The organism is Geodermatophilus sp. SYSU D01045 (assembly GCF_054050295.1).
The window spans coordinates 41681-65107 of the sequence record NZ_JBJGZB010000021.1; the positions used below are offsets into that span (position 1 = coordinate 41681).

A 23427-nucleotide genomic window follows, 5' to 3' on the forward strand; every position below is an offset into this window, starting at 1 on the left:
CGTCGGTTGTAGGTACAAGTGACGTGGAGGCCGCAGTGACCCTCTCCCTCGACCCGGACCTGGTGTCCCCGGTCCCCTCGGCGACGGTGCGCACCCGGGTGACCGTGCCCCTGCGCTTCGCCGACGGGTACGCCACGACGGCCGAGGTGGTGACCTTCGACGGGCTGGCCGACGGCCGCGAGCACCTGCTGCTGGGACTGGGGAACTGGCGCGGCGCACTGGCCCGCTCGGCGGCCGGCGAGCCGGCGCCGCTGGTCCGCCCGCACAGCGAGTGCCTCACCGGCGACGTGTTCGGCTCCGAGCGCTGCGACTGCGGCCCGCAGCTGCGCGAGGCGGCCGAGCGGATCGCGGACGAGGGCGGCTTCCTGCTCTACCTGCGCCAGGAGGGCCGCGGCATCGGCCTGTACGCCAAGCTCGACGCCTACGCGCTGCAGGACGCCGGCCTGGACACCTACGAGGCCAACCGGGCGCTGGGCCGCGGCGAGGACGAGCGCGACTACACCGCCGCCGCGCAGATGCTGCAGGCGCTCGGTGCCGACCGGGTCCGGCTGCTGTCGAACAACCCCGACAAGGCCGCCCAGCTGGAGCTGCTCGGCGTCGCGGTGACCGAGCGGGTGCCCACCGGCGTCCACCTGTCGGCGGCCAACGCCCGATACCTCGCCGTCAAGCGCGACCACACCCAGCACACCCTCGACCTGCCCACCCGCGACCTCCCGCTGGCGGGCTGACCGATGACCTCCACCTCCACACCGACCACCGCCGCGGCCGACGCCCTCGTCGACCCCCGGCACCCGTTCGCCGCGCACCTGCGGCACGTCGCCGGCCTCGGGGAGCACCGGCCGTGGACGCCGGACGACGGCCCGCTGCCGGCGCTGTACCTGAGCCACGGCGCGCCGCCGCTGTTCGAGGACGCCGCGTGGATGCGCGAGCTGGCCGCCTGGGCCCGCGCGCTGCCCCGGCCGCGGGCGGTGCTCGTCGTGAGCGCGCACTGGGAGTCGGACTCCCTCGGCATCACCAGCACGGTGCCCACCGAGCTCGTCTACGACTTCGGCGGGTTCGACCCGATGTACTCGCGGATGCGCTACGACACCCCGGGGTCCGGCGACCTGGCCCGGCAGCTGCTCGCCGTCCTGCCGGAGACGGCGCACGTGTACGAGCACCGTGGTCGCGGCCTGGACCACGGTGCCTGGGTGCCGCTGAAGGTCATGTACCCGGAGGCCGACGTCCCGGTGCTGCAGCTGAGCCTGCCCACGCACGACACGGCGACGCTGCTGGCGCTGGGGGAGCGGCTGCGGCCGCTGCGCGAGCAGGGCGTGCTCGTCATCGGGTCGGGGTTCATGACCCACGGCCTGCCGTACCTGACCCGGGAGATGCTCGGCGGCGCGGTCCCCGGCTGGTCGGCGGACTTCGACGCCTGGGCCGCCGACGCGCTCGACCGGGGCGACGTCGAGGAGCTCGCGCGGTTCCGGCTGCGGGCGCCCGGCCTGCGCTACGCCCACCCGACGGTCGAGCACTTCACGCCGCTGTTCGTCACCCTCGGCGCCGCGACCGACCCGACCGCCGGCGTCACCACCGCGATCGACGGCTTCTTCATCGGCCTCGCGAAGCGCTCGTTCCAGGTGGCCTGACCGCGCGTCGTCCCGAGTGGTCGGCTGACGGGGTCATGGGCGGCCGAGGCCCCGACCACTGACCACTCGGGCGCCCGGCGGGTCAGGACCGCTGCTGGTGCGCCAGCTCGGCGAACGTGTCGGCGACCCAGTCGGCGATGAACGTGCTCACGAACGGCAGGTGGTCCAGGCCGATGTGCTCGGTGGCGCCCTCCTCGGGGGTGAACACCCGCAGCTCCCGCTTGGGCGAGTTGACCGCCCGCTCGTAGCTGCGGTGCGCCATCTCCAGCGGGATCTGCCGGTCGTTGGCGCCGTGCGCGACGAGGAACGGCACGGTGATCCGCTCGACCACGCCCTCGAGGTTCACCTGGTCGGCGAAGTCGAGGAAGGCGTCGAGGTCGTTCTCGTCGCCGGGCTGGCCCCACACCCACAGCACGTGCTCCCAGTAGTGCGGCACCGGCCGCTCGCCCTCGCGCTGCCGGCGACGGCGCTGCACCGCGCCCCAGTCGTGGTTGGCGCCCCACGCCACGCACAGGGCGAACCGCTTCTCGAACGCCGCCGCCCGCGGGGCGTAGTAGCCGCCCAGCGACCAGCCGACGACGCCGATCCGGGAGGCGTCGACGTCGTCCCGCTGCTCCAGCCAGTCGACGGCGGCGCCGGCCCAGGCCTCGGTGTCCACCCGCGCCGTCAGCCCCTGCAGCCGCAGCGCCTCGCCGGTGCCGGGCTGGTCGAGCATCAGGCAGGAGATGCCGCGGGCGGCCAGCTCCTCCCAGTGGTTGGAGGCGTACATGTGCTCCTTGGTGGAGTCCAGCCCGTTGACCAGGACGACCACCGGCACCGGGCCGTCGTCGGCCGCCGGCGCCTGCGAGAAGTAGGCCGGCAGCGTCGTGCCCTCGTAGGGGACGGCGACCCGGGTGACGCGCGGGCTGTGGGTGTCGAACGCCTTCTGCGCGATCTCCAGCATCCGCCGGTAGGTGGGCACCCGGTTGGGGTCGGAGTGGGCGAGCATCCGCTCGGCCTGCGCCAGGTAGTTCGACGCGCGGGACCACAGCTGCCCGGCGGTGCGCACGTGCCCGGCCTTCTCCGCCTCCTCGGCCTGGCCGACGAGCTGGTCGGTCAGCGCGGTCCAGGCGCGCAGGAAGTCCGGGGTCCCGGCGTCCTCGCCGGCGTTCGCGGCGTCCTTGATCGGCCGGCAGGCGCGGTCGACCTCGTCGATGAGCCCGCCGGAGTTCAGCGTGGCGACGACGCCGAGGTTCCAGGTGTAGGGGCCGGTGGGGAAGTACTCGAACACGGTGGTTCCTCTCAGGATGCGGCCGGCGCCGCGGCAGACACGGCGTCGCTGATCGACTTCACGCCGCCGTGGGCGGTCATCCCGCCGTCGACGGGGATCTCGGCGCCGGTGATGAACGAGGCGCCGTCGCCGAGCAGGAAGGCGACCAGCGGCGCCACCTCGTCGACGGTGCCGGTGCGGCCGAGCGGGGTCTCGGCGACGTTGGCGGCGCGGAACGCCGGCGCCGCCGAGGCGGTCATCGGCGTCTCGACGTAGCCGGGGTGGATCGTGTTGACCCGGATGCCGCGCGGGCCGAGCTCCAGGCACGCGGCCTTCGCCAGCCCGCGCAGCGCCCACTTGGACGCGGTGTAGGCGACCGGGTAGTGCCCGGTCAGCGCGGCCACCGAGCCGACGACGACCACCGAGCCGCCGCCGGTCATCAGCGGGGTGAGTGCCTGGATGCCGAGCAGCGTGCCGGTGACGTTGACCTCGCCGACGCGGGCGAGGTCGGCGGGGTCGAGCTCGGCCAGCCGCGCCCGCCAGGTGATCCCGGCGTTGGCGACCAGCCCGTGCACGCGGCCGTGCTCGCGCTGCAGGTCGTCAGCGAGCGCCGCCCAGCCGGCGGCGTCGGTGACGTCGAGCCGCCGGTAGGCGGCCCCGCCGAGGTCCTCGGCGGGGCCGTCCTGCACGTCGGTGGCCACGACGACGGCGCCCTCGGCGGCCAGCAGCCGCGCCTCGGCCGCGCCCTGCCCCTGGGCCGCGCCGGTCACCACGACGACCCGCCCCGCGAGGCTCACGCCGGGCGCTCGCGGGTGCGCGGGCGCGGCCGCGCGGCCCGGACCGGCGGCAGCTCGATGCCCTCGACGACGCGGTTGCGGATGGTGCCGATGCCCTCGACGGTCATCTCCACGACGTCGCCGGGCCGCAGCGGCGGGGGAGCGGCGTCGCCGCGGCGGCCCCACAGCTCGGCCAGGCAGCCGCCGTTGCCGCAGGTGCCCGAGCCGAGCACGTCGCCGGCCCGGACCTCGGTGCCGCGGGAGGCGTAGGCGACGAGCTCCTCGAACGGCCAGCCCATGTTCGAGAGCAGGTCCTGGCCGATCTCGACGTCGTTGACCGACACCCGCATGTCCAGTGCCAGGAAGCCCTCGTCGTCGCGGTGGGGCTCGAGCTCGTCGGCGGTGACCAGCCACGGGCCGAGCGTCGTCGCGGAGTCCTTGCCCTTGGCCGGGCCCAGGTTGACCTTCATCTCGCGGGCCTGCAGGTCGCGGGCCGACCAGTCGTTGAGCACCGTGTAGCCGAACACGTGCTCGCGCGCGGCCTCCGGCGTCAGCGAGGCGCCGTCCCTCCCGACCACCACGGCGACCTCGAGTTCGAAGTCGAACCGCTGCGAGCCCGGCGGGACCGCGACGTCGTCGTGCGCGCCGACGAGCGCGTACGGGTTGGTGAAGTAGAACGTCGGCGCCTGGTACCACTCCTCGACCACGCTGGCGACGCCGTCGATGGCCTTGCGGACGCCCTCCACGTGCTCCTCGAACGCGACGAAGTCGCGCACGGTCGGCGCCTGCAGCGGCGGCAGCAGCCGCACCTCCGACACCGGGACCGGCGGCGCCGACAACGCCGCCAGCCCGGCGTCGAGTGCGGTGGGCAGCCCGGCGCGCACGAGGTCGAGGACCGTGACGCCCGGCGGCAGGGCGTGCAGCCCGTGCTCGCCCACGACGCCGGCGGAGACGACCCCGCCGTCCTCCCAGGTGGCGAACCGCATCAGACCGGGGGAGCGACGAACAGACCCTTGTCGGGGTCGTTGAACGACTTCTTCGCGACGAACTCGTTCATCGCGTTCGCCGTGCCCCACTGGTCGCTGACCTCGGGGTTGCTGAAGTCGTAGACGTGCGGGTGCCAGGTGTCCTCGTCGAGGACCTCGAGCTCGGTCGTGTACTCGACGGTGTTGCCGTGCGGGTCGAGGAAGTAGGAGAAGGTGTTGTTGCCGGCCAGGTGGCGGCCGGGGCCCCAGATCTTCTCCACGCCCTGGCGCAGCAGCCGGCCGGTGCCGCGCATGTACTCGTCGAGGCCGCGCAGCTCGAACGACGCGTGGTGCAGCGAGGCGTGCGGGCCGCGGGCGATGGCCATCGAGTGGTGCCAGGCGTTGGTCCGCATGAACCACATCATGTTGCCCATCCGCGGGTGCATCAGGGTGTCCGACAGCGAGAACGCCAGGTGCTTCTCGTAGAAGGCCAGCGTGCCCTCGGGGTCGGCGGAGTTGATCACCACGTGGGACAGCCGCACCGGGATCGACTCGCCCTCCTCGATCGCGCGGTGCTGCCGCACGGCGACGTCGGAGCTGACCTCGATGGTGCGGCCCTCGTTGTCGAAGAACCGGAAGCCGTAGCCGCCGCCGGGGGTCTGCAGGTCGGTCGGCTCGTGCACCAGCCGCACGCCGTCGCGGGCCAGGTCGCCGGCGAGGGTGTCGACGTCGGCCCGGTCCTCCGCGCCGAAGCTGATCAGGTCGATCCGCTTGTCGGTCGCCTCGCGCAGCCGGACGACGTACTGCTCGGGGCTGCCCTCGGCGGCCAGGAAGGCCAGGCCCGAGTCGGAGTGCTCGGCCTTCAGCCCCCAGGTGCCGGAGAAGAAGTCGAGCTGCTTGGCGAAGTCGGGCACGGCCAGGTCGACGTGCCGCAGGTGGGTGATCAGGCGCTGGGTCATGGGGATCCCTTCGGGTCGGCCCTCCTGCAGGGGCCCGCCGCGAGCGTGCGAGCGGTGGGGGGGCAGGAGGGTCCTTTCTCAGGCGGGCTGGGCGACGAGCTGGGCGATCGAGCGCATGAGGCCCGGGATGTCGCCCTGGACGTGGTCGAGCTGCCACTGGGCGAGCTGGTTGGAGGCGTCGACGACGGTCGTCGCGCGGTCGAAGCGGCGGGCGGTGAAGGCGTCCCACAGGTCCTGGTCGAGCGCGGGCCGGGTGAGCAGCAGGTCCGTGAGCGCGTAGGCGTCCTCGAGCGCCTGCGCGCCGCCCTGGGCGATGGTGGGCGGGCAGGTGTGCGCGGCGTCGCCGACCAGCACCACCCGGCCGCGGTTCCACGGCGCGGGCAGCACGTGGGTCTCGAACCAGGTGTAGTTCACCCGGGACGGGTCGGTGAGCGTCGCGCGGACGTCGTCCCACGGCCCGTGGTAGGCCGCGGCGAGCTCGCGCATGGTGGCCAGCTGCTCCTCGGGCGAGAGCATGGAGCGGTCCTGCGCCGGCTCCACGACGTAGGCGTAGAGCGAGTCCTCGCCGGTGGGGCAGTAGCCGGCGATGAACGACGGCCCGCCGTAGTACAGGTCGGTGCGGGTCACGCTCGCCGGCCGCGGGCCGAACGCGCGCCAGATGCCCATGCCGACCGGCCTGGTCTCCAGCTCGATGCCCAGGGCCCGGCGGGTCCAGGAGCGCAGGCCGTCCGCGCCGACGACGAGGTCGTACCGGCCGGTCGAGCCGTCGGCGAAGGCGACGTCGACGCCGGTCGCGTCCTGGCGCAGCTCGGTGTGCGTCGTCCCGAACCGGACCTTGACGCCGACCTCGGCGGCGCGGTCGGTGAGGATGCGCGCCAGCTCGGGGCGTGACATCCCCATGACGGCGGGCAGGTCCGGGCCGCCGGTGCGGGCGTCGGGGATCTCCGCGACGACGGTGCCGGCCGGGTCGGGCGCCCGGATGCCGGTGACGTCGAAGGCGTACCCGGCGGCGGACACCTGGTCCCAGACGCCGAGGGTGCGCAGCTCGCGCAGGGCGTTGCCCTGCAGGGTGATGCCGGAGCCGAGCGCGGTCACCTCGGGCTTGATCTCGACCAGGTCGACGGCGACGCCGGCCTCGGCCAGGCGGATGGCGGTGGCGGCGCCGGCGAGGCCGGCCCCGACCACCAGGACGGTGCTGACGGCGGGCATCGGGGTCTCCTACTTGACGGCGATCGGGTTGACCGGGGCGCCCACGGCGCCGGTCACGGGCAGGGGGGCGGCGGCGAGGAAGAACTCCCAGACGCCGTCGGCGGCGCAGTCGGCCGCGAGCGCGTCGAGGTCCCACAACTCGCCGAGGAACAGGCCGATGTGGGGGATGCACACCTGGTGCAGCGGCTGGAAGGCGACGTCGAACTCGTTGGGCCGCACCTCGAAGCCCCACGTGTCGGTGGCGACGCCGGCGATCTCGGTGGCGTGCAGCCAGTCGGCGGTGGTGAACGACAGCCCGGGCGCAGGCCCGCCGGCGTAGTCGCCCCACCCCTGCCCGGCGGCGACCGAGCGGCGGGCGCGGGTGAGCTGCCCGGTGCGCACCAGCAGCAGGTCGCCGCGGCCGACCCGGGCGCTGTCGCCCTGGGCGGCGATGGTGGCCTCGAGGTGGGCGGGGGTGATGGCGAACCCGTCCGGGAGCTCCCCGTCGGTGCCGACGGCCCGGCCGACGTCGAGCAGCACGCCGCGGCCGGCGATCCGGTCGGCGACGGTCTCGATGCCGGTGACGGCGTCGCCGAGGCTGGTGACGACGTCGCCCGCGCGGCGGCCGTTCCAGGCGTTGCCGTGGTCGAAGATGTGGCCCAGGCCGTCCCACTGGGTGGAGGCCTGCAGCGGCATCGCGATGACGTCATCAGCGCCGCCGATGCCGTGCGGGAAGCCCTGCACGCCGCGCTCGGCGTCGGTGCCGGTGTCCAGCATGGTGTGCACCGGGTTGGTGCGCCGGCGCCAGCCCTTCTGCGGCCCGTCGGCGTCGAACCGCTGGGACAGCGAGAAGCTCACGCCCCGGCTGACCAGCGCGGCACCCTCGCGGCGCTTGTCCTCGGTGAGGAAGTTGAGCGTGCCGAGCACGTCTTCGGCACCCCAGCGGCCCCAGTTCGAGCAGCGCTCGGCAGCGGCTTCGATCGCCGTCTCCGGGTCGGTGCGGTCGAGCGCTGCCGGGGTCGCAGCGGGGTCCAGCCAGGTGCGGTCGGGCACGGTCGCGTCTCCTTCGTCGTGACGCGGACCACGGTCCGTCACCCCCGGCGGGGGAGGGAAGACGAGATGTCTGATGGGGGTCATAGCCGGCGCCGATACCGTCGGCGTCGTGAACCTCGCGAGCCTGGACCTCAACCTGCTCGTGTCCCTCGACGCCCTCCTCGGCCAGCGCAGCGTCACCCGGGCCGCGGCGCAGATGGGGCTGTCCCAGCCGGCGCTGTCGGCGTCGCTGGCCCGGCTGCGCCGGCACTTCGGCGACGAGCTGCTCACCCGGGTCGGCAACGAGTACCGGCTCACCCCGCTGGCGGTGCAGCTGCGCGAGCTGGTGCGGGTGGCGCTCACCGGCGTCGAGCGGGTGTTCACCGCGCAGCCCGGCTTCGACCCGGCGTCCTCGACCCGCGAGTTCTCCGTCCTGGTGAGCGACTACGTGGTCGTCGTCCTCGGCGACACCGTTGCCGCGCTGCTCACCGCGGAGGCCCCGCGCACCCGGCTGCGGTTGACCCCGCACTCGCCGGCGATCGTGGAGAACGCGTCCGCGGCGCTGCTGACCGCCGACCTCATGCTGCTGCCGCACGGGTTCGCCGCCGACCTGCCGCACCGCGACCTCTACCGCGACGAGTGGGTGTGCGTCGTCGCCGCCGACAACCCGGTCGCCGAGCGGGGCCTCACCGTCGAGGACCTCGAGACGCTGCCGTGGGTGGCGACCTACCACGGGCAGACGGCGTCCACCCCGGCCGCGCGGCAGATGCGCCAGCTCGGCATCGAGCCGCGCGTGCAGGTGGTCAACGAGAGCTTCCTGACCGTCCCGGCGCTGGTGGCCGGCAGCGACCGGATCGCGCTGCTGCAGCGCCGGCTGGTCGACCTGCTGCCGCTCGGCTCGGGCATCCGGGCGCTGCCGCCGCCGTTCGAGGCCGGGCCGCTGGTCGAGGCGATGTGGTGGCACCCGGCCTACGACGACGACCCCGAGCACCGGTACCTGCGCGACGTCGTCTCCCGCGCCGCGGAGCTGGCCGTCTCCCCGGGCGCGCGCGAGGACATCGACCTGGCTGATACCGCACCCCGGGAGAAGTGATTTCCGCTCCGGGCGGGCGGTGCCGACACTCGCCGTCCAGTGACGCCGGTCACCGGACCGGCGCCCGTCCTCCCCGGAGACGCCCGTGTCAGTCCGCGACGCCGCACCCCTCACCGACGAGGTGGCCGTCGACCCCGCCACCGGCCGCCCCGCCGGCCGCGCGCAGGCCCTGGTCCTGCTGCTGTCGAGCTGCCTGGGGGTGCTCGGCTCGGTGCTGCTGGCCCCGGTCCTGCCGCGCATCCAGGACGCCTTCGCCGGCACCCCGGGCGTCGAGACGCTCGCCCCGGTGGTGCTCACGGCGCCCGCGCTGGTCATCGGCCTGACCGCGGTGGTCGCCGGCCGGATCGTCGACCGGGTCGGCCGCAAGCGGCTGCTGGTCGGCGCGCTGGTCGCCTACGCCGTCGTCGGGACCGCGCCGCTGTGGCTAGACTCGCTGCCGCTGATCGTCGCCAGCCGGGTGCTGGTCGGCCTCACCGAGGCGGCGATCATGACCTGCTGCACCACGCTGCTCGCCGACTACTTCGCCGGGCCGCGGCGGGAGCGCTACTTCGGCCTGCAGGTCGTGTTCACCACCGTGGCCGCCACGCTGTTCTTCGCCCTCGGCGGCGCGCTGGGGTCGCACTCGTGGCGGACGCCGTTCTGGCTCTACGCCGTCAGCCTGCCGCTGGCCGTCGCCGCGGCGCGGTTCGTCTGGCAGCCCACCCCGGCCGCCCGCTCGGAGGAGCTGCCCGCGCTGCCCTGGGCCCGGCTGGCCGCGCCGGTCGGGGTCACCCTGCTCGGCGGGCTGGTGTTCTACGTGCTCGTCGTGGAGCTGTCGTTCAAGCTCGACGCGATCGGCGTGACCGCCACCGGCACCATCGGCGCGGTCAGCGCGATCAGCTCGCTGGGCACCGCGGTCGGCGCCTTCTCCTTCGGCCGGCTGGCCGCGCTCGGCCCGGCGGTGACCGTGCCGGCCGCGTTCGCGCTGTCGGGCGTCGGGCTGCTCGGCCTCGGGTTCGCCGACGCCGTCCCGGCCGTCGTCGTCGCGGCGGTGGTGACCGGCTTGGGCAACGGGCTGCTGCTGCCCGCGATGCTGTCGTGGGCGCTGGGCTCGCTGAGCTTCGAGCAGCGCGGCCGCGCCACCGGCGTGTGGACCTCGGCGCTGTTCGTCGGGCAGTTCGCCTGCCCGCTCGTCGTCCTCGCGCTCAGCGGCGCCCTCGGCGGGCTCGACGCCGCGCTGGCCCTGCTCGGTGCGGTCAGCGTCGTCGCCGCCGCCGGCGTGCGGCTGCGCCGGCCGACCGCGGTGGCCGCCGCGCACTGACCGGCCCGCCCGCCCCCGCACCCCTGGACCTCGGGGGTGCGGGGGCGGTGCACTGGGGCCCCGCTCCCGGAGGAGGTCCCCGTGGACGTCACCGTCGTCTCCGTCCCCGTCAGCGACCAGGACGCCGCGCTGCGCTTCTGGACCGGTCAGGTCGGCCTGACGGTCCTGCGCGACGCCGAGTTCGCCCCGGGCGCGCGCTGGGTGCAGGTGGGCACACCGGGCTCGGGCACCTCGCTGACGCTGGTCACCTGGTTCGACCGCATGCCGCCGGGCTCGCTGCAGGGGCTGGTGTTCGAGGTCGACGACGTCGACGCCGAGTACGCGCGGATGGCCGGCGCGGGCGTCCCGTTCGAGGGGCCGCTGACGACCGAGGCGTGGGGCCGGCAGGCGGTGTTCGCCGACCCGGACGGCAACCGGTTCGTGCTGAGCAGCCGCGCCCGGGTGCCGGCCTGAGGATCAGCGGCGGGGGCGCTCCCGCATGCCGAGGGCGGCGGTGACGAGCAGGAGCATCAGGCCGACGAGGACCAGCCAGAACAGGCCCTCGACGACCCACCCGACGATCGTCACGGCCAGCCAGACGACCAGCAGCAGGCCGAGCAGACGCAGCAGCACGGGGACCTCCGGGGGACGGCTGCGGCCAGCCTAGGCCCCGGCCGGGGCAGGATGGCCGGGATGGACGACGACCCGTGGGACCTGCTGCTCGCCGGCCTGCCGCCCGCCACCGCCGACCTCGTCCGCGCCGCGGACGCCCTCGTCCGGGAGGCTGACCCCGGCGCCGTGCGGGTGGTGTGGCCGCACCAGCGCACCGTCGGCTACGGCGTGGGGCCGCGGAAGGACTCCGAGCACTACGCCTACCTCGACGTCTACGACCGGCACCTGAACCTCGGCTTCAACCGCGGCGCGGCGCTGGCCGACGCGGGTCTCGACGGCGGGCTGCTCGAGGGCACGGGGAAGTCGTTCCGCAAGCTCGCCGTCCGCTCGGCCGGCGTCCTCGCCGACCCGCGGCTGCCCGGCCTCCTGCGCGCAGCCCGGGAGGAGCGGCTGACCGCGCTCGACCGGTGAGCGCGGTCACTCGCGGAGCAGGGTGACCTCCTCGAGGTCCATCTCGTGCTGCACCCGCCGGAACACCTCGTCGTCGATGCGCCGTGCGTCGCGGTACCGGACGAACACCTCGCGCTCGGCCTCGAGCATGGCCCGCCGCATCCGGCGGTAGACCGCGCTCGGCGTCTCGCCGCCGCCGGCGACGGGGCCGCCCAGCCGCTCCCACGCCGCGTTGGTGCGTGCCTCCATCCGCTGGCGCAGCTCGGCCACGGTGGCGGTGTGCAGCGGGTCGCCGTCGTCGAGGCTGTCGAGCCGGGCCACGGCGGCGCGGCCGGCGTCGTTCTGCGCCTGTGCCTCGGCGAGGGCGTCGCTGGCCTCCTCGGAGCCCTGCACGCCCAGCCGCCGGATCACCGCCGGCAGCGTCAGCCCGTGCAGCAGCAGGGTGCCCACGGTGACCACGAAGGTCAGGTAGACGATCTCGTCGCGCCCGGGGAAGGGCGCGCCCGACAGCGTGGTCAGCGGGATGCCGGCCGCCGCGGCGAGCGAGACCACGCCGCGCATCCCGGCCCAGGAGATGACGGCGGGGTAGGTCCACGGCGGCGGGGTCCAGTCCGGGCGGCGGCGGGCCAGCGGCCGCAGGTAGGTGGTGGGGAAGACGAACGCGACCCGGGCGACCAGCGCGACCAGCACCAGGAACAGCCCGACCGCCGTCAGCGTGCCCACCGACGGCCCGACGCCGGCGACCACCGCCCGCAGCTGCAGGCCGATCAGGGCGAACACCGTCGCCTCGAGGACGGTGTCGGCCGCCTGCCACACCGCGCGGTCCTGCAGCCGGGCGACCGGGTGCGCCGCGGGGGAGCGGTGCCCCAGGTACAGGCCCGCGAGGACCACCGCGAGGACGCCCGAGGCGTGCACCTCCTCGGCGACGGTGAAGCCGACGAACGGGACGAGCAGGCCGAGCGCGCTCTCCAGCACGCCGTCGCGCAGCAGCCGGCGGATGCGGTGCACCAGCCAGCCCAGCGCCCAGCCGATCGCGGCGCCTCCGACGGCGGCGAGGACGAACACGCCCACGCCCTCGGCGATGCCGTAGCCGGCGCCCGCGGCGGCCGCGACGGCGACCCGGTAGACGGTGAGCGCGGTGGCGTCGTTGACCAGGCTCTCGCCGCCCAGGATGGTCATGACCTTGCGCGGCAGGCCGAGCCTCCGGCCGACCGAGGTGGCCGCGACCGCGTCCGGCGGGGCGACGACGGCGCCGAGCACCAGCGCCGAGACCAGCGGCAGGCCCGGCACCAGCCACCAGGCGGCCAGCCCGACGGCGACCGTGGTGAGCAGCACCGCCCCGATCGCGAGCATGCCGATCGGGCGGAGGTTGGCCCGCAGCCGCAGGTAGGAGCTGTCCAGCGCCGCGGAGTACAGCAGCGGCGGCAGGACCAGCGTGAGGATCAGGTGCGGGTCCAGCGCGTAGTCGGGCACGCCCGGCAGGAAGGACACCGCGAGCCCGACCAGCACCAGGAGCAGCGGCGGGGAGATCCCCAGCCGCCGCGCCAGCGCGCTGACGGCGAAGGAGCCGGCGAGCAGGCCGACGAGGGGCAGTTCCATCACACCAGCGCCTGGTCGACGTAGCACCAGCGCCAGTCCTCGCCCGGCTCGACCGAGCGGACGATCGGGTGGCCGCTGGCGCCCGCGTGCGCGGTGGCGTGCCGGTTCGGCGAGGAGTCGCAGCAGGCCACGTGCCCGCAGGAGAGGCACATCCGCAGGTGCACCCACCGGCTGCCGATGGCCAGGCAGTCGCTGCAGCCCTCCGCCGAGTCCGGCGAGACGTCGCGGATCTGGTCCAGGTGCCCGCACGTCGTCATCACGGTCCCCCTCTCGTCGCGGCTGTCGCCGGGAGTCGACCACCCGTGCGACGCGGGCGGCAACGTCCCCCGGCCGGTCCGCTCTTCCCGTGGCAGGGTCGGCGGCGACCGCGCGAGCCGGGAGGAGGCGCCGTGGACCTCGACGAGGTCGCCGAGGAGCTCTACGCCGTGCCGCCCGGGCAGTTCGTCACCGCCCGCACCGAGGCCGCCCGCCGCGCCCGGGCCGCCGGGGACCGGGCGCTCGCGCGGGAGATCGGCGCCCTCGGCCGGCCCTCGACCGCCGCGTGGGCGTGCAACGTCCTGGTGCGGGAACAGCCCGACGAGATCGCCGGCCTGGTGGAGCTCGGCGACCTGCTGCGCGAGGCCCAGCAGACCCTGGCCGGCGACGAGCTGCGCCAGCTGGGCACCCAGCGCTCCCGGCTGCTGGCCGCGCTCACCCGCCGGGCCCGGGCGGTGGCCGCACGCCGCGGCACCCCGCTCAGCGACGCCGTCGCCGACCAGGTGGAGGAGACGCTGCGGGCCGCGCTGGCCGACCCGGACGCGGGGGAGGCGCTGCTGGGCGGCCGGCTGACCGCGCCGCTGTCCTCCCGCGGCCTCGGGCCCGGCTTCGGCACCCGCCCGGACCTGCGGGTGGTGCCGCCGCCGCGGCCCGGGCGCACGCCGACGGCCCCGCGGCCCCGGCGGGACGCCTCGGAGGACGCCGCCCGGCGTGCGGCGGAGGAGCGGCGGCGGGCCGCGCAGGAGCGGCGGGACCGCGAGCTGGCCGCGGCCCGCGAGGAGGCGGAGGCGGCGGAGCGGGACGCCGCGGAGGCGGAGGAGGCCGCCCGGGCCGCGCACGAGCGGGCCGGCCGGGCCGCCCGCCGGCAGGAGGAGCTCACCGCCCGCGTCGAGGAGCTCGAGGCCGAGCTCGAGCGGGTGCGCGCGGACGCGGAGGCGGCCGGTGCCGAGGCCGCGCGGACCGGCCGGCGGGCCGCGGCCGCGGACCGGGCGGCGCAGCGGGCGGCGGCCGACCGCGACCGGGCCGCGGACCGCGTGGCCGCGCTGGAGCGGGCGCCGCTGGAGGCCTGACCGGTGCACCGCCGCCGCGTCGCGGGCCCCCGACCCCGCCCCCAGCATGGGGGCATGACGGAGTCAGCGGGCCGCGTCGCGGTCGTCACCGGGTCGGAGTCGGGCATCGGGCGGGCGGTCGCGGTCGCGCTCGCCGAGCAGGGCTGCGACGTCGGCATCACCTGGTACCGCGACGAGGCGCACGCGCAGGCCACCGCCGACGAGGTGCGGGCCCGCGGGCGCCGGGCCGAGGTGCGCCACGTCGACCTCACCCGGCTGCCGGGCGCCGCCGGCGTCGTCGACGAGCTGGCCGACGCCCTCGGCGGCGTCGACGTCCTGGTCAACGACGCCGGCACCGGCCACTCCACGCCGATCCTGGACACCGACTGGGAGACCTGGCGCGAGGTGCTGGCCACCGACCTCGACGCGGCGTTCCTCTGCCTGCAGCGCGCGGCGCGCCGCATGGTCGCCGCCGGGCGGGGCGGGCGGATCGTGAACGTCACCAGCGTGCACGAGCACCAGCCGCGGGTCGGCGCGGCCGCGTACTGCGCGGCCAAGGGCGGGCTGGGTCTGCTCACCCGGGTCGCGGCGATCGAGCTGGCCGAGCACGGCATCACCGTCAACGCCGTCGCGCCGGGGGAGATCGCCACCCCGATGACCGGCCAGGAGGACGAGGACCCGACCGCGCCCGGCCACGAGCGCCCCGGCGTCCCGGTCGGCCGGCCCGGCGACGCGCACGAGGTGGCCGCCGTCGTCGCCTTCCTCGCCTCGCCGCAGGCGTCCTACGTGACCGGCTCCTCCTACGCCGTCGACGGCGGCATGCTGCAGATGGGCCCGATGGCCGGCTCGCACCTGACCGGCGACGACTGGCGCCGCCCCTAGGAGGCCAGCAGCTCCAGCAGCCGGGCGCGGTCCGGTCCGGGGAACGGGCGTGGGGGGTCGGGCACCGCCGCGGCCACCCGCTCGCGGACCAGCGGCACGGCCAGCAGGTCGGCCAGCGGCGCCATGCACAGCCGGTACTCGAGCATCGCCCGGAACACGTCGGCGTCCTGCATCGCGACCCCGAGGAAGGCCGCGAGCTCCGGGTACAGCGGCGGCTCGGGCTCCCCGCGGCGGGCGGCGTCCATTTGGGCCAGCCGCGAGCGGTCCTCGGCCAGCTGGTCGGTGACGAACGGACCGACCCGCCGCTCGGTCGCCGCGGCGAAGGCCGCGGCGAGGTCGGCGGGCCGGTCCAGGTCCCGGGCGACCGCGGCGCGCAGCAGCGCGGCGTGCGCGATGCCGATCGACAGGCCCCGGCCGGCCGACGGGTTGGTGCACGCCCACGCGTCCCCGACGGCGACGAAGCCGGTCGCCACCGGCCGGCCGTCGACGGTGAAGCGGCGGCTGCGGTCCAGGCCCCCGGCCATCGCGGCCACCCCGCCCAGCGGACGCCCGTCCAGCCAGTGCGCCTGCAGCGGGCAGGCCCCGACCACCCGGTCGAAGACGGCGGGGTCGCGCAGAGCCCGCAGCGGCCGGTCGCCGGTCTGCCCGAACACGGTGACCGACCAGGTGTCGTTGTCGCCGTCCAGCGTGAGCACCGAGACGCTGCCCAGCGGCATGAGCCCCGGGCCGCGGCGCACCGGCCGTTCCGGGCCGGTGAGGAAGCGCGTGTAGTAGACGAACCCCGAGGCCTGCGCGCGCTCCTCCGGCGGCCGGGCGCCGAGGCCGGCCAGCCACCGCGCCGAGCGGGTGCGCCGGCCGGTGGCGTCGACGACGAGGTCGGCCCGCAGCTCCTCGCCCTCCGTCGTCCGCACCCCGGCCGCGTGCGGGACGCCGTCGGCGGCGGGCGGCCCGGGCAGGAGGCCGGCCACCTGCACCCCGCGGCGCACGGTGACCCGCGGGGTGTCCTCGGCGGCCGCCGCCACGGTGGACTCCACCACCGGCCGGCGGCCGGTGACGAACCGCAGCCGCTCGTCGGCGACCCGGGGTGCGCGGTCGGCGATCCCCTGCGGCAGCAGCTCCGTGTAGTCGACCCACACGCAGCCGTCGGCCAGCAGCCGGTCGGTGAGGCCGGGCAGCTCGTCGTCGGCGACCGCGCGGAACCGGGCGAAGAGGTTGTGCGGCTGCCGGAACTGCGCGACGCCGGTCCGCCGCCAGGAGTCCCACGCCTCGGCGGGCGTGGTCGGGGCACCGTCGGGGTCGGACTCGAGGACGGTGACGTCGTGCCCGTCGTCGGCGAGCATCATCGCGGCGCACAGCCCGACCACGCCGCCGCCGCAGACCACCACCGAGGTCATGGCCGCTCCCTCGCCCGGGACGGCGCGCGCGGCCGGTCGCCGGGCGGCCCCAGGGTGGCACCGGCGGCGCCGTCGGGGCGGTGCGGCGGGGAGCGGCCACCGGGCGCGTGGCGCGTCGGCACCGAGGGGCGGGGAGCCGACGCGGGCGGTCAGCCGGCGGCCGAGTGGCGGGCGCGCTTCTGCCGGTACAGCGCGGCGTCGGCGCGGGCCAGCGTCGCGGCGAGGTCCTCGCCGGGCACGGCGGCAGCCGCCCCGGCCGACCACGCCCCGCAGGAGACGGCGCGCAGCCGGTCCAGCAGCTCGGCGCAGCGGTCGGTGCCGGTGCCGGGCAGGCAGAGCACGAACTCGTCCCCGCCGAGGCGGCCGAGCACGTCGGAGCGGCGCAGCTCCCGGCTCCAGGCCGTGGCGAGGGAGCGCAGCAGCGCATCGCCCGCGGAGTGGCCCTCGGTGTCGTTGACGGCCTTGAACCCGTCGAGGTCGAGGACCACGACGGTCAGCGGCTCGCCGGTGCGCTGCGCGTGGGCGAGCAGCCGGGCGGACTCGGCCTCCCAGGCGCGGCGGTTGGCCACCCCCGTCAGCGGGTCGGTGCCGGCCGCGCGGCGCAGCGCCCCCGACTGCCGGATCTGCGCCTCGGTGAGCACCGCGACCGTGGCGACGGCGGCCAGCCAGGCGGAGAGGAACCCCTCCGGCGTCGCGGCGAGCGCCCCGGCGGTGACGACGGCGACGCCGCCCGCGACGTGCAGCCGCGCCTGCGCCGGCGGCAGCACGTGGCCGGCGAGCACCCCGAGCGCCACCACGACCGGGCCGAGGCCGACGACGCCGACCGCGGTGACCGAGCGCCAGGCGAGCAGCGCCGTGAGCAGGGACAGCAGGGCGAGGGCGGCGTGCACGAGGGCCATGGGGGAGCGGCCCGTCGGCGCGCGGTCGCGCACGTGCCACAGCGCCGCGGAGCCGAGCCCGCCGACGGCCGCGAGCGCCGTCAGCAGGACCACCGGCGTCCGGGGGTGCATCGGCCACAGCGCGCCGGCGGCACACAGGACGGCGGCGCAGCCGTAGAGCAGCGCGAGCAGGCCCAGTCCGCCCCTGCGGTCACCGTGCACGGGACCTCCCTCCGTTGCGGACGACATCGTCACCCATCACGCCCGTCCTGAGCGCGGGAACGGCCGTCCCCCTCGGAGGGAGGGTCGCCGGGGAGGGTCAGCCGGTGAGCTCGGTGGGCACCGCGATGACGTCGACCATCGCCCCGAGCCGGTACACGGTGACCGGCAGCGGCCGGCCGATCGCCTCGGCGAACAGCAGCCGCTGCAGGCTCTGCGCCTCGGCCACCGGCGCCCGTCCGGCCTCCAGCACCAGGTCGCCGGCGCGCAGCCCGGCCCGGTCGGCCGGCGAGCCCGGGACGACGTCGACCACCCGCAGGCCGCGGCGCCGGCCGGTGCGCTCGGCCAGCGGGGCCGGCAGCGGCGCGGGGCTGCTGACCAGGCCCAGGTAGGCGCGGCGCACCCGCCCGTCGCGGACCAGCGCGTCGACGATCCGGCGGGTGGTGGCGTTGACCGGCACGGCCAGCCCCAGGCCCCACCCGGCGACCGCGGTGTTGATGCCGACCACCCGGCTGGCCGAGTCGGCGAGCGCGCCGCCGGAGTTGCCCGGGTTGAGCGCGGCGTCGGTCTGGATGACGTCCTCGACCACCCGGGCGGTGCGCCCGTCCCGGGTGGGCAGCGAGCGGCCCAGGCCGCTGACCACGCCAGCGGTCACCGAGCCGGCCAGCCCGAGCGGGTTGCCGACGGCGACGACGAGCTGGCCGACCCGCAGCTGCGCGGCGTCGCCGAGCTCCGCGGGCTCGGGGGCGCCGGCGGTCGCCCGGACGACGGCGAGGTCGGACAGCGGGTCGGAGCCCACCACCTCGACCGGCGTCTCGGTGCCGTCGCCGAACACCGCGCGCCCGCTGCGCGCCCGGCCGACGACGTGCGCGTTGGTGAGCATCAGCCCGTCGCCGGGGACGACGACCGCGGAGCCGGCGCCGGCCCGGCCGTCGGGGGCGGTCACCTGCAGGGCGGCGACGTGCGGGGTGAGGTCGGCGGCGACCGCGGTGACCACCTGGGAGTAGGCGTCCAGGGCCGCGTCGGTGTCGGGTCGGGCCACGGTCCACCTCCGGTTCTGATTACAGCGTTGCACCGACCAGTGGACGCCTCGCCGGACCGCGCTGCCACCCCCTCCGTTCCGCCCTGCGTGAACGGCCGGAGGTGTCCCGCGCGCGCCGGGCAGCAGGTGCGGCGGGGCGGCGGCGGCCGTAGCGTCGGCCTCCCCGGCGACCGGACCGGCACCGAGGAGGGGCGTGCGCACCGACGGCCTGCAGACCGAGGGAGCCGCGGTCGGGCGCACCCTCGGCGTCGAGGAGGAGTTCCACCTCGTCTCCCCGGACACCCTGGAGCTGACGCCGGGCCCGCGGGCGTCCGCGGCGGCGCTCGCCGGCGAGGCCGGACAGCGGGTGCACCCGGAGATCGCCACCACGCAGCTGGAGATCGCCACCGGCGTGTGCACCACGCTCGAGCAGGTGCGCGCCGAGCTGGTGGCGGCCCGCACCGAGGCGGCCGCCGCGGCCGAGCGGGACGGCCTGCTGCTCCTGCCGGCCTCCACCCACCCGTGGGACTCCTGGCACACCATGCCGGTCACCCCGGGCGAGCGGTACGAGGCGATGGTCGACCGCTGGGCCGGGCTGGCGCGGCAGCAGGACATCTGCGGCTGCCACGTGCACGTCGGCGTCCCCGACCTCGACACCGCCGTCGCCGTGCTCGACCGCACCCGCCCCTACCTCCCGGTGCTGCTCGCGATGACCGGCAGCTCCCCGTTCCACGACGGCGTCGACACCGGCTACGAGTCCTGGCGGACGCTGTGGTGGACCCGCTTCCCGCACGCCGGCGCCCCCGAGCCGCTCGGCGACGCCGACGGCTACCGCCGGGTGCTGGCCGCGCTGGTCGCCTCCGGCGTGGTGGCCGACGGGTCGCACCTGTACTGGGACGTCCGCCCCTCGGCCCGGCTGCCCACGATCGAGTTCCGGCTGGCCGACGTCTGCACCACCCTCGACGACGCCGTCCTGCACGCCGCGCTGGTCCGCTCGCTGGTGCGGGTGCTCGCGGGGCGGGCGCAGCGGGGCGAGCCGGTGCCCGACCTGCGGCCGGAGGTGCTGCGGGCGGCGCGGTGGCGGGCGGCGCGCTCCGGGTTGGCGGGCCCGCTGTACGACCCGCTGCGCGAGGAGCTGGTCGACGCCCCCACCGCGGTGACCGGACTGCTGGCCGAGCTGGAGGAGGACCTGACCACGGCGGGGGAGTGGGACGAGGTGACCGCCCGGGTGCAGGACCTGCTCGGCCGGGGTACGTCGGCGGCGCGGCAGCGGAGCACCTGGCTGCGCACGGGCGACCGCCGGGCGGTCGCGGAGTGGGTCGTCCGCGAGGGGGCGGCCGGGAGGTCCTGAATGGACGGCTTCGGTCAGCCGACCGGCCCGCTGCGCGACGACGCCGACCTCGACCCGCTGCTCGAGCGCATCGGGGACGCGCGCCTGGTGGCGGTCGGCGAGGCCAGCCACGGCACGCACGAGTACTACGCCTGGCGCGCCGCGCTGACCCGCCGGCTGGTCGAGGAGCGCGGGTTCGGGCTGGTGGCGGTCGAGGGGGACTGGCCCGACTGCGCCCGCGTCGACCGCAGCGTGCGACTGCGGCCCGGCGGCGCCGAGGACCCGCGGGCGGCGCTGGACGCCATCGCCCGCTGGCCGACCTGGATGTGGGCCAACGACGACGTCGTCGACTTCTGCCGCTGGCTGCGCGGGGTCAACGCCGGCCGCCCCGAGGCCGGGCGGGTGCGCTTCGCCGGCCTGGACGTCTACAGCCTCTGGGACTCGATGCACGAGCTGCTGGCCTGGGTGCGGGAGCACGAGCCCGGGCACGTCGACGCGGCCAGGCAGGCCCTGCGCTGCTTCGAGCCCTTCGGCGAGGACGGTGCCGAGTACGCCTTCGCCCAGCGCTTCGCCCCGGCGGCGTGCGAGGAGACCGTCGTCGCGCTGCTGCGGCGGCTGTGCGAGCGGCGCGGCGCGGACGACGACCCCGACGACCGGTTCGCCGCCGAGCAGAACGCCGCGGTGGTCGTCGGCGCGGAGCGCTACTACCGGGCGATGGTCGGCGGCTCCGCGGAGTCGTGGAACGTCCGCGACGTCCACATGGCCGACACCCTGGACCGGCTGGTGGACCACACCGGCGCGAAGGCCGTGGTCTGGGAGCACAACACGCACGTCGGCGACGCCCGGGCCACCGACATGGCCGACGCCGGCATGACCAACCTCGGCCGGCTGCTGCGCGAGCGGCACGGCACCGGCGACGTCGTCCTGGTGGGCTTCGCCGGCCACCGCGGCGGCGTCGTCGCCGGACGGGAGTGGGGTGCGCAGATGGAGCGGATGACCGTGCCGCCCGCCCGGGAGGGCAGCCTCGAGGACCTGCTGCACCGCGAGGTCGGGCACGACGCGCTCGTCGTCGTCCCGCGCGGAGAGCGCCCGGGCTGGCTGGACCGGCGGCTGGGGCACCGGGCGATCGGCGTCGTCTACCGACCCGAGCGCGAGCGCTGGGGCAACTACGTGCCCACGGTGACCGGCGACCGCTACGACGCCCTGCTCTACCTGGAGGAGACGACGCCGGTGCAGCCGCTGCACCTCGAGCGGCCCGACGAGCACGTGCCGCCGGTCGCGCACGCCGTCTAGCCGTGGCCGCCCCCGCCGCTGCCGGCCGCCTCGACGCCCGCCCGGGCCCGCAGCCGGCCGGCCCGCCGCTGCCGCCCGGCACCACCGCGCTGGACCTCGGCGGCCCGGAGGCGCTGGTCGCCGTCCCCGGCGGACCGGCCGGCCCGCGACCGCTGCTGGTGTTCTGCCACGGCGCGGGCGGGACGGCGGACCACTCGCTGGCCGCGGTCGGCGACGTCGCCACCGCCCGCGGGGTCGCCGTCCTCGCGACCTCCTCGGTCGCCTCGACCTGGGACCTGCTGGCCGGCGGGCTCGGCCGGGACGTGGCGGTCCTCGACGCCGCGCTGGAGCAGGTCGCCGCCGGGCTCGCGGTCTCGCGGATCGCGCTCGGCGGGTTCTCCGACGGCGGCTCCTATGCGCTCTCGCTCGGGCTGGCCAACGGCGACCTGTTCGAGGCGCTGCTCGCGTTCTCGCCGGGCTTCACCGCCCCGCCGGGCCGCACCGGCCGGCCCCGGATCTGGATCGCCCACGGCACCCACGACCGCGTGCTGCCGGTGGAGCGCTGCGGCCGCCGGGTGTCCCGGGACCTCGCCGCCGCCGGGTACGACGTCACCTACGACGAGTTCGACGGCGGCCACGTCGTGACCCGCGAGCTGGTCACCGCGGCGCTGGACACCTGGCTGCGCTGAGCCCGGACGCGCGACGGCCCGGGCCCGCGAGGGGGTCCGGGCCGTCGGGACGTGCGGTGGCTACGCGGTGCGGCGGCCGACGAAGTCGTGCTGCTGCTCGCCGTTGACCTCGTCGGGGGTCTGCGGGTGGTCCTTCGGCCCGCCGGTCTTCGACGCCTCGAAGCCGGGGCCGAGCTTCTCCAGCGCCAGCCGGCCGTAGACCTGCTGCTGGGTGGCCACCCGCTGCGAGCGGCCGCGGCCCAGGAAGCTGACCATCCAGTGCAGCACCGTGGTGACCCGGCTCTTGAAGCCGATGATGTAGAAGAGGTGCACCACCAGCCAGATCACCCAGGCGATGAAGCCCTCGAACTTCATCTTCTTGATGTCGGCGACCGCGGAGAACCGCGAGATCGTCGCCATGTTGCCCTTGTCGCGGTACCGGAACGCGCCCCGCGGCGCCTTGCCGGCCAGCCGGCGCTTGATCTGGTCGGCGGCGTAGCGCCCGCCCTGGATGGCCACCTGCGCGACGCCGGGCAGCTTGTCCGGGTGGTTGGCCATGTCGCCGACGACGTGGATCTCGGGGTGGCCGGGCAGCGTCAGGTCGGACTGGACCGACAGGCGCCCGGCGCGGTCGACCTCGGCGCCGGTCCTGTCCCCGAGCAGCCGGCCCAGCGGCGAGGCCTGCACGCCGGCGGCCCACACCTTGGTGGCCGCCGAGATGCGGCGCAGCTGGCCGTCGGCGTCCTTGACGGTCAGGCCGTCGGCGTCCATGTCGGTGACCAGCGCGCCGAGCTGCACCTCGACGCCGATCTCGTTGAGGTGCCGGCGGGCCTTCTCGCCGAGCTTGGGCCCGAACGGCGGCAGCACCTGCGGCGCACCGTCGAGCAGGATGATGCGGGCCCGCTGCGGGTCGATGTTGCGGAAGTCGCGGCGCAGCGTGCGGTGCGCGAGCTCGGCGATCTGCCCGGCCATCTCCACACCGGTCGGGCCGGCGCCGACGACCACGAAGGTCATCAGCCGGTCGACCTCGGCGGGGTCGGTGGCGAGCTCGGCCAGCTCGAACGCGCCGAAGATGCGGCCGCGCAGCTCGAGGGCGTCGTCGATGCTCTTCATGCCGGGGGCGAACTCGGCGAACCGGTCGTTGCCGAAGTACGACTGCCCGGCGCCGGCGGCGACGATCAGCTCGTCGTAGGGGTGGATCGTGGTGCGGCCGAGCACGGTGGAGGTGACCGTGCGGGTGTCCACGTCGATGTCCACGACCTCGCCGAGGACGACCTTGGCGTTCTTCTGGTGGCGCAGCACCTCGCGGGTGGCGGGGGCGATCTCGCCCTCGGAGAGGATGCCGGTGGCCACCTGGTAGAGCAGCGGCTGGAAGAGGTGGTGGCCGGTCTTGGCGACCACCGTGACGTCGACGTCGGCGTTGCGCAGGGCCTTCGCGGCGAACAGGCCGCCGAAGCCGGAGCCGATGATCACCACCCGCGGCCGGCCGGTCGAAGAGCTGGCGGTGGCTGCAGGTGATGTCGTCATGATGACTGATCCTCTCCCGTCAGGGGCCCCGCTGTCTCCCGGCGGGCCGGTCCGGGGGGTGATCCCCGTCACGGCTGCCCTCCGCCGGTGCACTCGCGGTGC

Annotated in this window: 24 protein-coding genes; 11 read left to right on the top strand and 13 right to left on the bottom strand. The window is 76.2% G+C overall.

Annotated elements, in window-relative coordinates; all coding sequences use genetic code 11:
- Window positions 1-35: 35 nt before the first annotated feature.
- A complete protein-coding gene (locus tag ACI798_RS17420; RefSeq protein ID WP_457048511.1) occupies window positions 36-728 on the top strand; it encodes a GTP cyclohydrolase II in 693 nt (230 codons plus the stop codon).
- 3 nt (window positions 729-731) lie between these two features.
- Complete coding sequence (locus ACI798_RS17425; protein ID WP_457048512.1) at window positions 732-1628, top strand: dioxygenase family protein; 897 nt, start codon at window positions 732-734, stop codon at window positions 1626-1628.
- An 82-nt stretch (window positions 1629-1710) separates the two neighbouring features.
- Here the strand turns inward: ACI798_RS17425 and ACI798_RS17430 are convergent, their stop codons facing one another.
- The 6 genes from ACI798_RS17430 to ACI798_RS17455 form a co-directional block, all read right to left on the bottom strand.
- The gene (locus ACI798_RS17430) at window positions 1711-2898 is read right to left on the bottom strand and encodes an alpha/beta hydrolase family protein (protein WP_457048513.1); all 1188 of its coding nucleotides are present in this window, start codon (window positions 2896-2898) and stop codon (window positions 1711-1713) included.
- 11 nt (window positions 2899-2909) lie between these two features.
- Window positions 2910-3674, bottom strand: a complete 765-nt coding sequence (locus ACI798_RS17435) for an SDR family NAD(P)-dependent oxidoreductase (RefSeq protein WP_457048514.1) — start codon at window positions 3672-3674, stop codon at window positions 2910-2912.
- On the bottom strand, window positions 3671-4639 hold the full coding sequence (locus ACI798_RS17440; RefSeq protein WP_457048515.1) for a fumarylacetoacetate hydrolase family protein: 969 nt from the start codon (window positions 4637-4639) through the stop codon (window positions 3671-3673). Before ACI798_RS17440 ends, ACI798_RS17435 begins: the two co-directional genes overlap by 4 nt.
- Window positions 4639-5577: a VOC family protein gene (locus ACI798_RS17445; protein ID WP_457048516.1), complete on the bottom strand. Its 939-nt coding sequence runs from the start codon at window positions 5575-5577 to the stop codon at window positions 4639-4641. The genes ACI798_RS17440 and ACI798_RS17445 overlap by 1 nt, the downstream gene beginning before the upstream one ends.
- A gap of 78 nt (window positions 5578-5655) precedes the next feature.
- On the bottom strand, window positions 5656-6786 hold the full coding sequence (locus ACI798_RS17450; RefSeq protein ID WP_456942718.1) for an FAD-dependent oxidoreductase: 1131 nt from the start codon (window positions 6784-6786) through the stop codon (window positions 5656-5658).
- Window positions 6787-6795: 9 nt separating this feature from the next.
- A complete protein-coding gene (locus ACI798_RS17455; RefSeq protein WP_457048517.1) occupies window positions 6796-7818 on the bottom strand; it encodes a cyclase family protein in 1023 nt (340 codons plus the stop codon).
- Between the two features lie 109 nt (window positions 7819-7927).
- Between ACI798_RS17455 and ACI798_RS17460 the strand changes: the two genes are divergently transcribed.
- From ACI798_RS17460 to ACI798_RS17470, 3 genes are all read left to right on the top strand, one after another.
- Window positions 7928-8890: a LysR family transcriptional regulator gene (locus ACI798_RS17460; protein ID WP_457048518.1), complete on the top strand. Its 963-nt coding sequence runs from the start codon at window positions 7928-7930 to the stop codon at window positions 8888-8890.
- Window positions 8891-8975: 85 nt separating this feature from the next.
- Entirely contained in the window at window positions 8976-10190 is a 1215-nt protein-coding gene (locus ACI798_RS17465; RefSeq protein WP_457048519.1) for an MFS transporter, read from the top strand.
- A gap of 81 nt (window positions 10191-10271) precedes the next feature.
- On the top strand, window positions 10272-10643 hold the full coding sequence (locus tag ACI798_RS17470) for a VOC family protein (RefSeq protein WP_456942722.1): 372 nt from the start codon (window positions 10272-10274) through the stop codon (window positions 10641-10643).
- Window positions 10644-10646: 3 nt separating this feature from the next.
- Here the strand turns inward: ACI798_RS17470 and ACI798_RS17475 are convergent, their stop codons facing one another.
- Window positions 10647-10802 (bottom strand): hypothetical protein, encoded by a 156-nt coding sequence (locus tag ACI798_RS17475; RefSeq protein WP_456942723.1) that lies wholly within the window; start codon window positions 10800-10802, stop codon window positions 10647-10649.
- Window positions 10803-10862: 60 nt separating this feature from the next.
- Here ACI798_RS17475 and ACI798_RS17480 point away from each other — a divergent pair, with 60 nt between their 5' ends.
- On the top strand, window positions 10863-11252 hold the full coding sequence (locus ACI798_RS17480; protein WP_456942724.1) for a hypothetical protein: 390 nt from the start codon (window positions 10863-10865) through the stop codon (window positions 11250-11252).
- A 6-nt stretch (window positions 11253-11258) separates the two neighbouring features.
- Here the strand turns inward: ACI798_RS17480 and ACI798_RS17485 are convergent, their stop codons facing one another.
- Both ACI798_RS17485 and ACI798_RS17490 read right to left on the bottom strand, forming a co-directional pair.
- On the bottom strand, window positions 11259-12830 hold the full coding sequence (locus ACI798_RS17485; protein ID WP_457048520.1) for a Na+/H+ antiporter: 1572 nt from the start codon (window positions 12828-12830) through the stop codon (window positions 11259-11261).
- On the bottom strand, window positions 12830-13087 hold the full coding sequence (locus ACI798_RS17490; RefSeq protein WP_456942726.1) for a ubiquitin carboxyl-terminal hydrolase 14: 258 nt from the start codon (window positions 13085-13087) through the stop codon (window positions 12830-12832). The genes ACI798_RS17485 and ACI798_RS17490 overlap by 1 nt, the downstream gene beginning before the upstream one ends.
- Before the next feature lie 132 nt (window positions 13088-13219).
- Here ACI798_RS17490 and ACI798_RS17495 point away from each other — a divergent pair, with 132 nt between their 5' ends.
- Both ACI798_RS17495 and ACI798_RS17500 read left to right on the top strand, forming a co-directional pair.
- Window positions 13220-14155: a hypothetical protein gene (locus tag ACI798_RS17495; RefSeq protein ID WP_457048521.1), complete on the top strand. Its 936-nt coding sequence runs from the start codon at window positions 13220-13222 to the stop codon at window positions 14153-14155.
- Window positions 14156-14209: 54 nt separating this feature from the next.
- Window positions 14210-15016 (top strand): SDR family oxidoreductase, encoded by an 807-nt coding sequence (locus ACI798_RS17500; protein ID WP_457048522.1) that lies wholly within the window; start codon window positions 14210-14212, stop codon window positions 15014-15016.
- Here ACI798_RS17500 and ACI798_RS17505 read toward each other — a convergent pair.
- From ACI798_RS17505 to ACI798_RS17515, 3 genes are all read right to left on the bottom strand, one after another.
- Window positions 15013-16410, bottom strand: a complete 1398-nt coding sequence (locus tag ACI798_RS17505) for an NAD(P)/FAD-dependent oxidoreductase (protein ID WP_457048523.1) — start codon at window positions 16408-16410, stop codon at window positions 15013-15015. The genes ACI798_RS17500 and ACI798_RS17505 overlap by 4 nt on opposite strands.
- A gap of 149 nt (window positions 16411-16559) precedes the next feature.
- On the bottom strand, window positions 16560-17510 hold the full coding sequence (locus ACI798_RS17510; protein ID WP_456942730.1) for a GGDEF domain-containing protein: 951 nt from the start codon (window positions 17508-17510) through the stop codon (window positions 16560-16562).
- 97 nt (window positions 17511-17607) lie between these two features.
- A complete protein-coding gene (locus tag ACI798_RS17515) occupies window positions 17608-18549 on the bottom strand; it encodes a S1C family serine protease (protein ID WP_456942731.1) in 942 nt (313 codons plus the stop codon).
- A 193-nt stretch (window positions 18550-18742) separates the two neighbouring features.
- Between ACI798_RS17515 and ACI798_RS17520 the strand changes: the two genes are divergently transcribed.
- Genes ACI798_RS17520 through ACI798_RS17530 form a run of 3 tightly spaced genes read left to right on the top strand, consistent with a single transcriptional unit; the run spans window position 18743 to window position 21819 of the window.
- On the top strand, window positions 18743-19879 hold the full coding sequence (locus tag ACI798_RS17520; RefSeq protein WP_457048524.1) for a carboxylate-amine ligase: 1137 nt from the start codon (window positions 18743-18745) through the stop codon (window positions 19877-19879).
- Window positions 19880-21151, top strand: coding sequence for an erythromycin esterase family protein (locus ACI798_RS17525; RefSeq protein WP_457048525.1), 1272 nt, complete (start codon window positions 19880-19882; stop codon window positions 21149-21151).
- Between the two features lie 2 nt (window positions 21152-21153).
- Window positions 21154-21819: an alpha/beta hydrolase gene (locus ACI798_RS17530; protein ID WP_457048526.1), complete on the top strand. Its 666-nt coding sequence runs from the start codon at window positions 21154-21156 to the stop codon at window positions 21817-21819.
- 60 nt (window positions 21820-21879) lie between these two features.
- On the opposite strand, the gene ACI798_RS17535 is transcribed toward ACI798_RS17530, so the two are convergent.
- Window positions 21880-23325, bottom strand: a complete 1446-nt coding sequence (locus tag ACI798_RS17535; protein ID WP_456942735.1) for an NAD(P)/FAD-dependent oxidoreductase — start codon at window positions 23323-23325, stop codon at window positions 21880-21882.
- Between the last annotated feature and the right edge of the window lie 102 nt (window positions 23326-23427).

What these genes read in the sequence shown, in the direction of transcription:
- ACI798_RS17425 (WP_457048512.1), top strand. Translation starts at nt 732, where the DNA reads ATGACCTCCACCTCCACACCGACCACCGCCGCGGCCGACGCCCTCGTC.
- ACI798_RS17440 (WP_457048515.1), bottom strand. Translation starts at nt 4,639, where the DNA reads ATGCGGTTCGCCACCTGGGAGGACGGCGGGGTCGTCTCCGCCGGCGTC.
- ACI798_RS17445 (WP_457048516.1), bottom strand. Translation starts at nt 5,577, where the DNA reads ATGACCCAGCGCCTGATCACCCACCTGCGGCACGTCGACCTGGCCGTG.
- ACI798_RS17450 (WP_456942718.1), bottom strand. Translation starts at nt 6,786, where the DNA reads ATGCCCGCCGTCAGCACCGTCCTGGTGGTCGGGGCCGGCCTCGCCGGC.
- ACI798_RS17480 (WP_456942724.1), top strand. Translation starts at nt 10,863, where the DNA reads ATGGACGACGACCCGTGGGACCTGCTGCTCGCCGGCCTGCCGCCCGCC.
- ACI798_RS17485 (WP_457048520.1), bottom strand. Translation starts at nt 12,830, where the DNA reads ATGGAACTGCCCCTCGTCGGCCTGCTCGCCGGCTCCTTCGCCGTCAGC.
- ACI798_RS17490 (WP_456942726.1), bottom strand. Translation starts at nt 13,087, where the DNA reads ATGACGACGTGCGGGCACCTGGACCAGATCCGCGACGTCTCGCCGGAC.
- ACI798_RS17500 (WP_457048522.1), top strand. Translation starts at nt 14,210, where the DNA reads ATGACGGAGTCAGCGGGCCGCGTCGCGGTCGTCACCGGGTCGGAGTCG.
- ACI798_RS17505 (WP_457048523.1), bottom strand. Translation starts at nt 16,410, where the DNA reads ATGACCTCGGTGGTGGTCTGCGGCGGCGGCGTGGTCGGGCTGTGCGCC.
- ACI798_RS17525 (WP_457048525.1), top strand. Translation starts at nt 19,880, where the DNA reads ATGGACGGCTTCGGTCAGCCGACCGGCCCGCTGCGCGACGACGCCGAC.
- ACI798_RS17535 (WP_456942735.1), bottom strand. Translation starts at nt 23,325, where the DNA reads ATGACGACATCACCTGCAGCCACCGCCAGCTCTTCGACCGGCCGGCCG.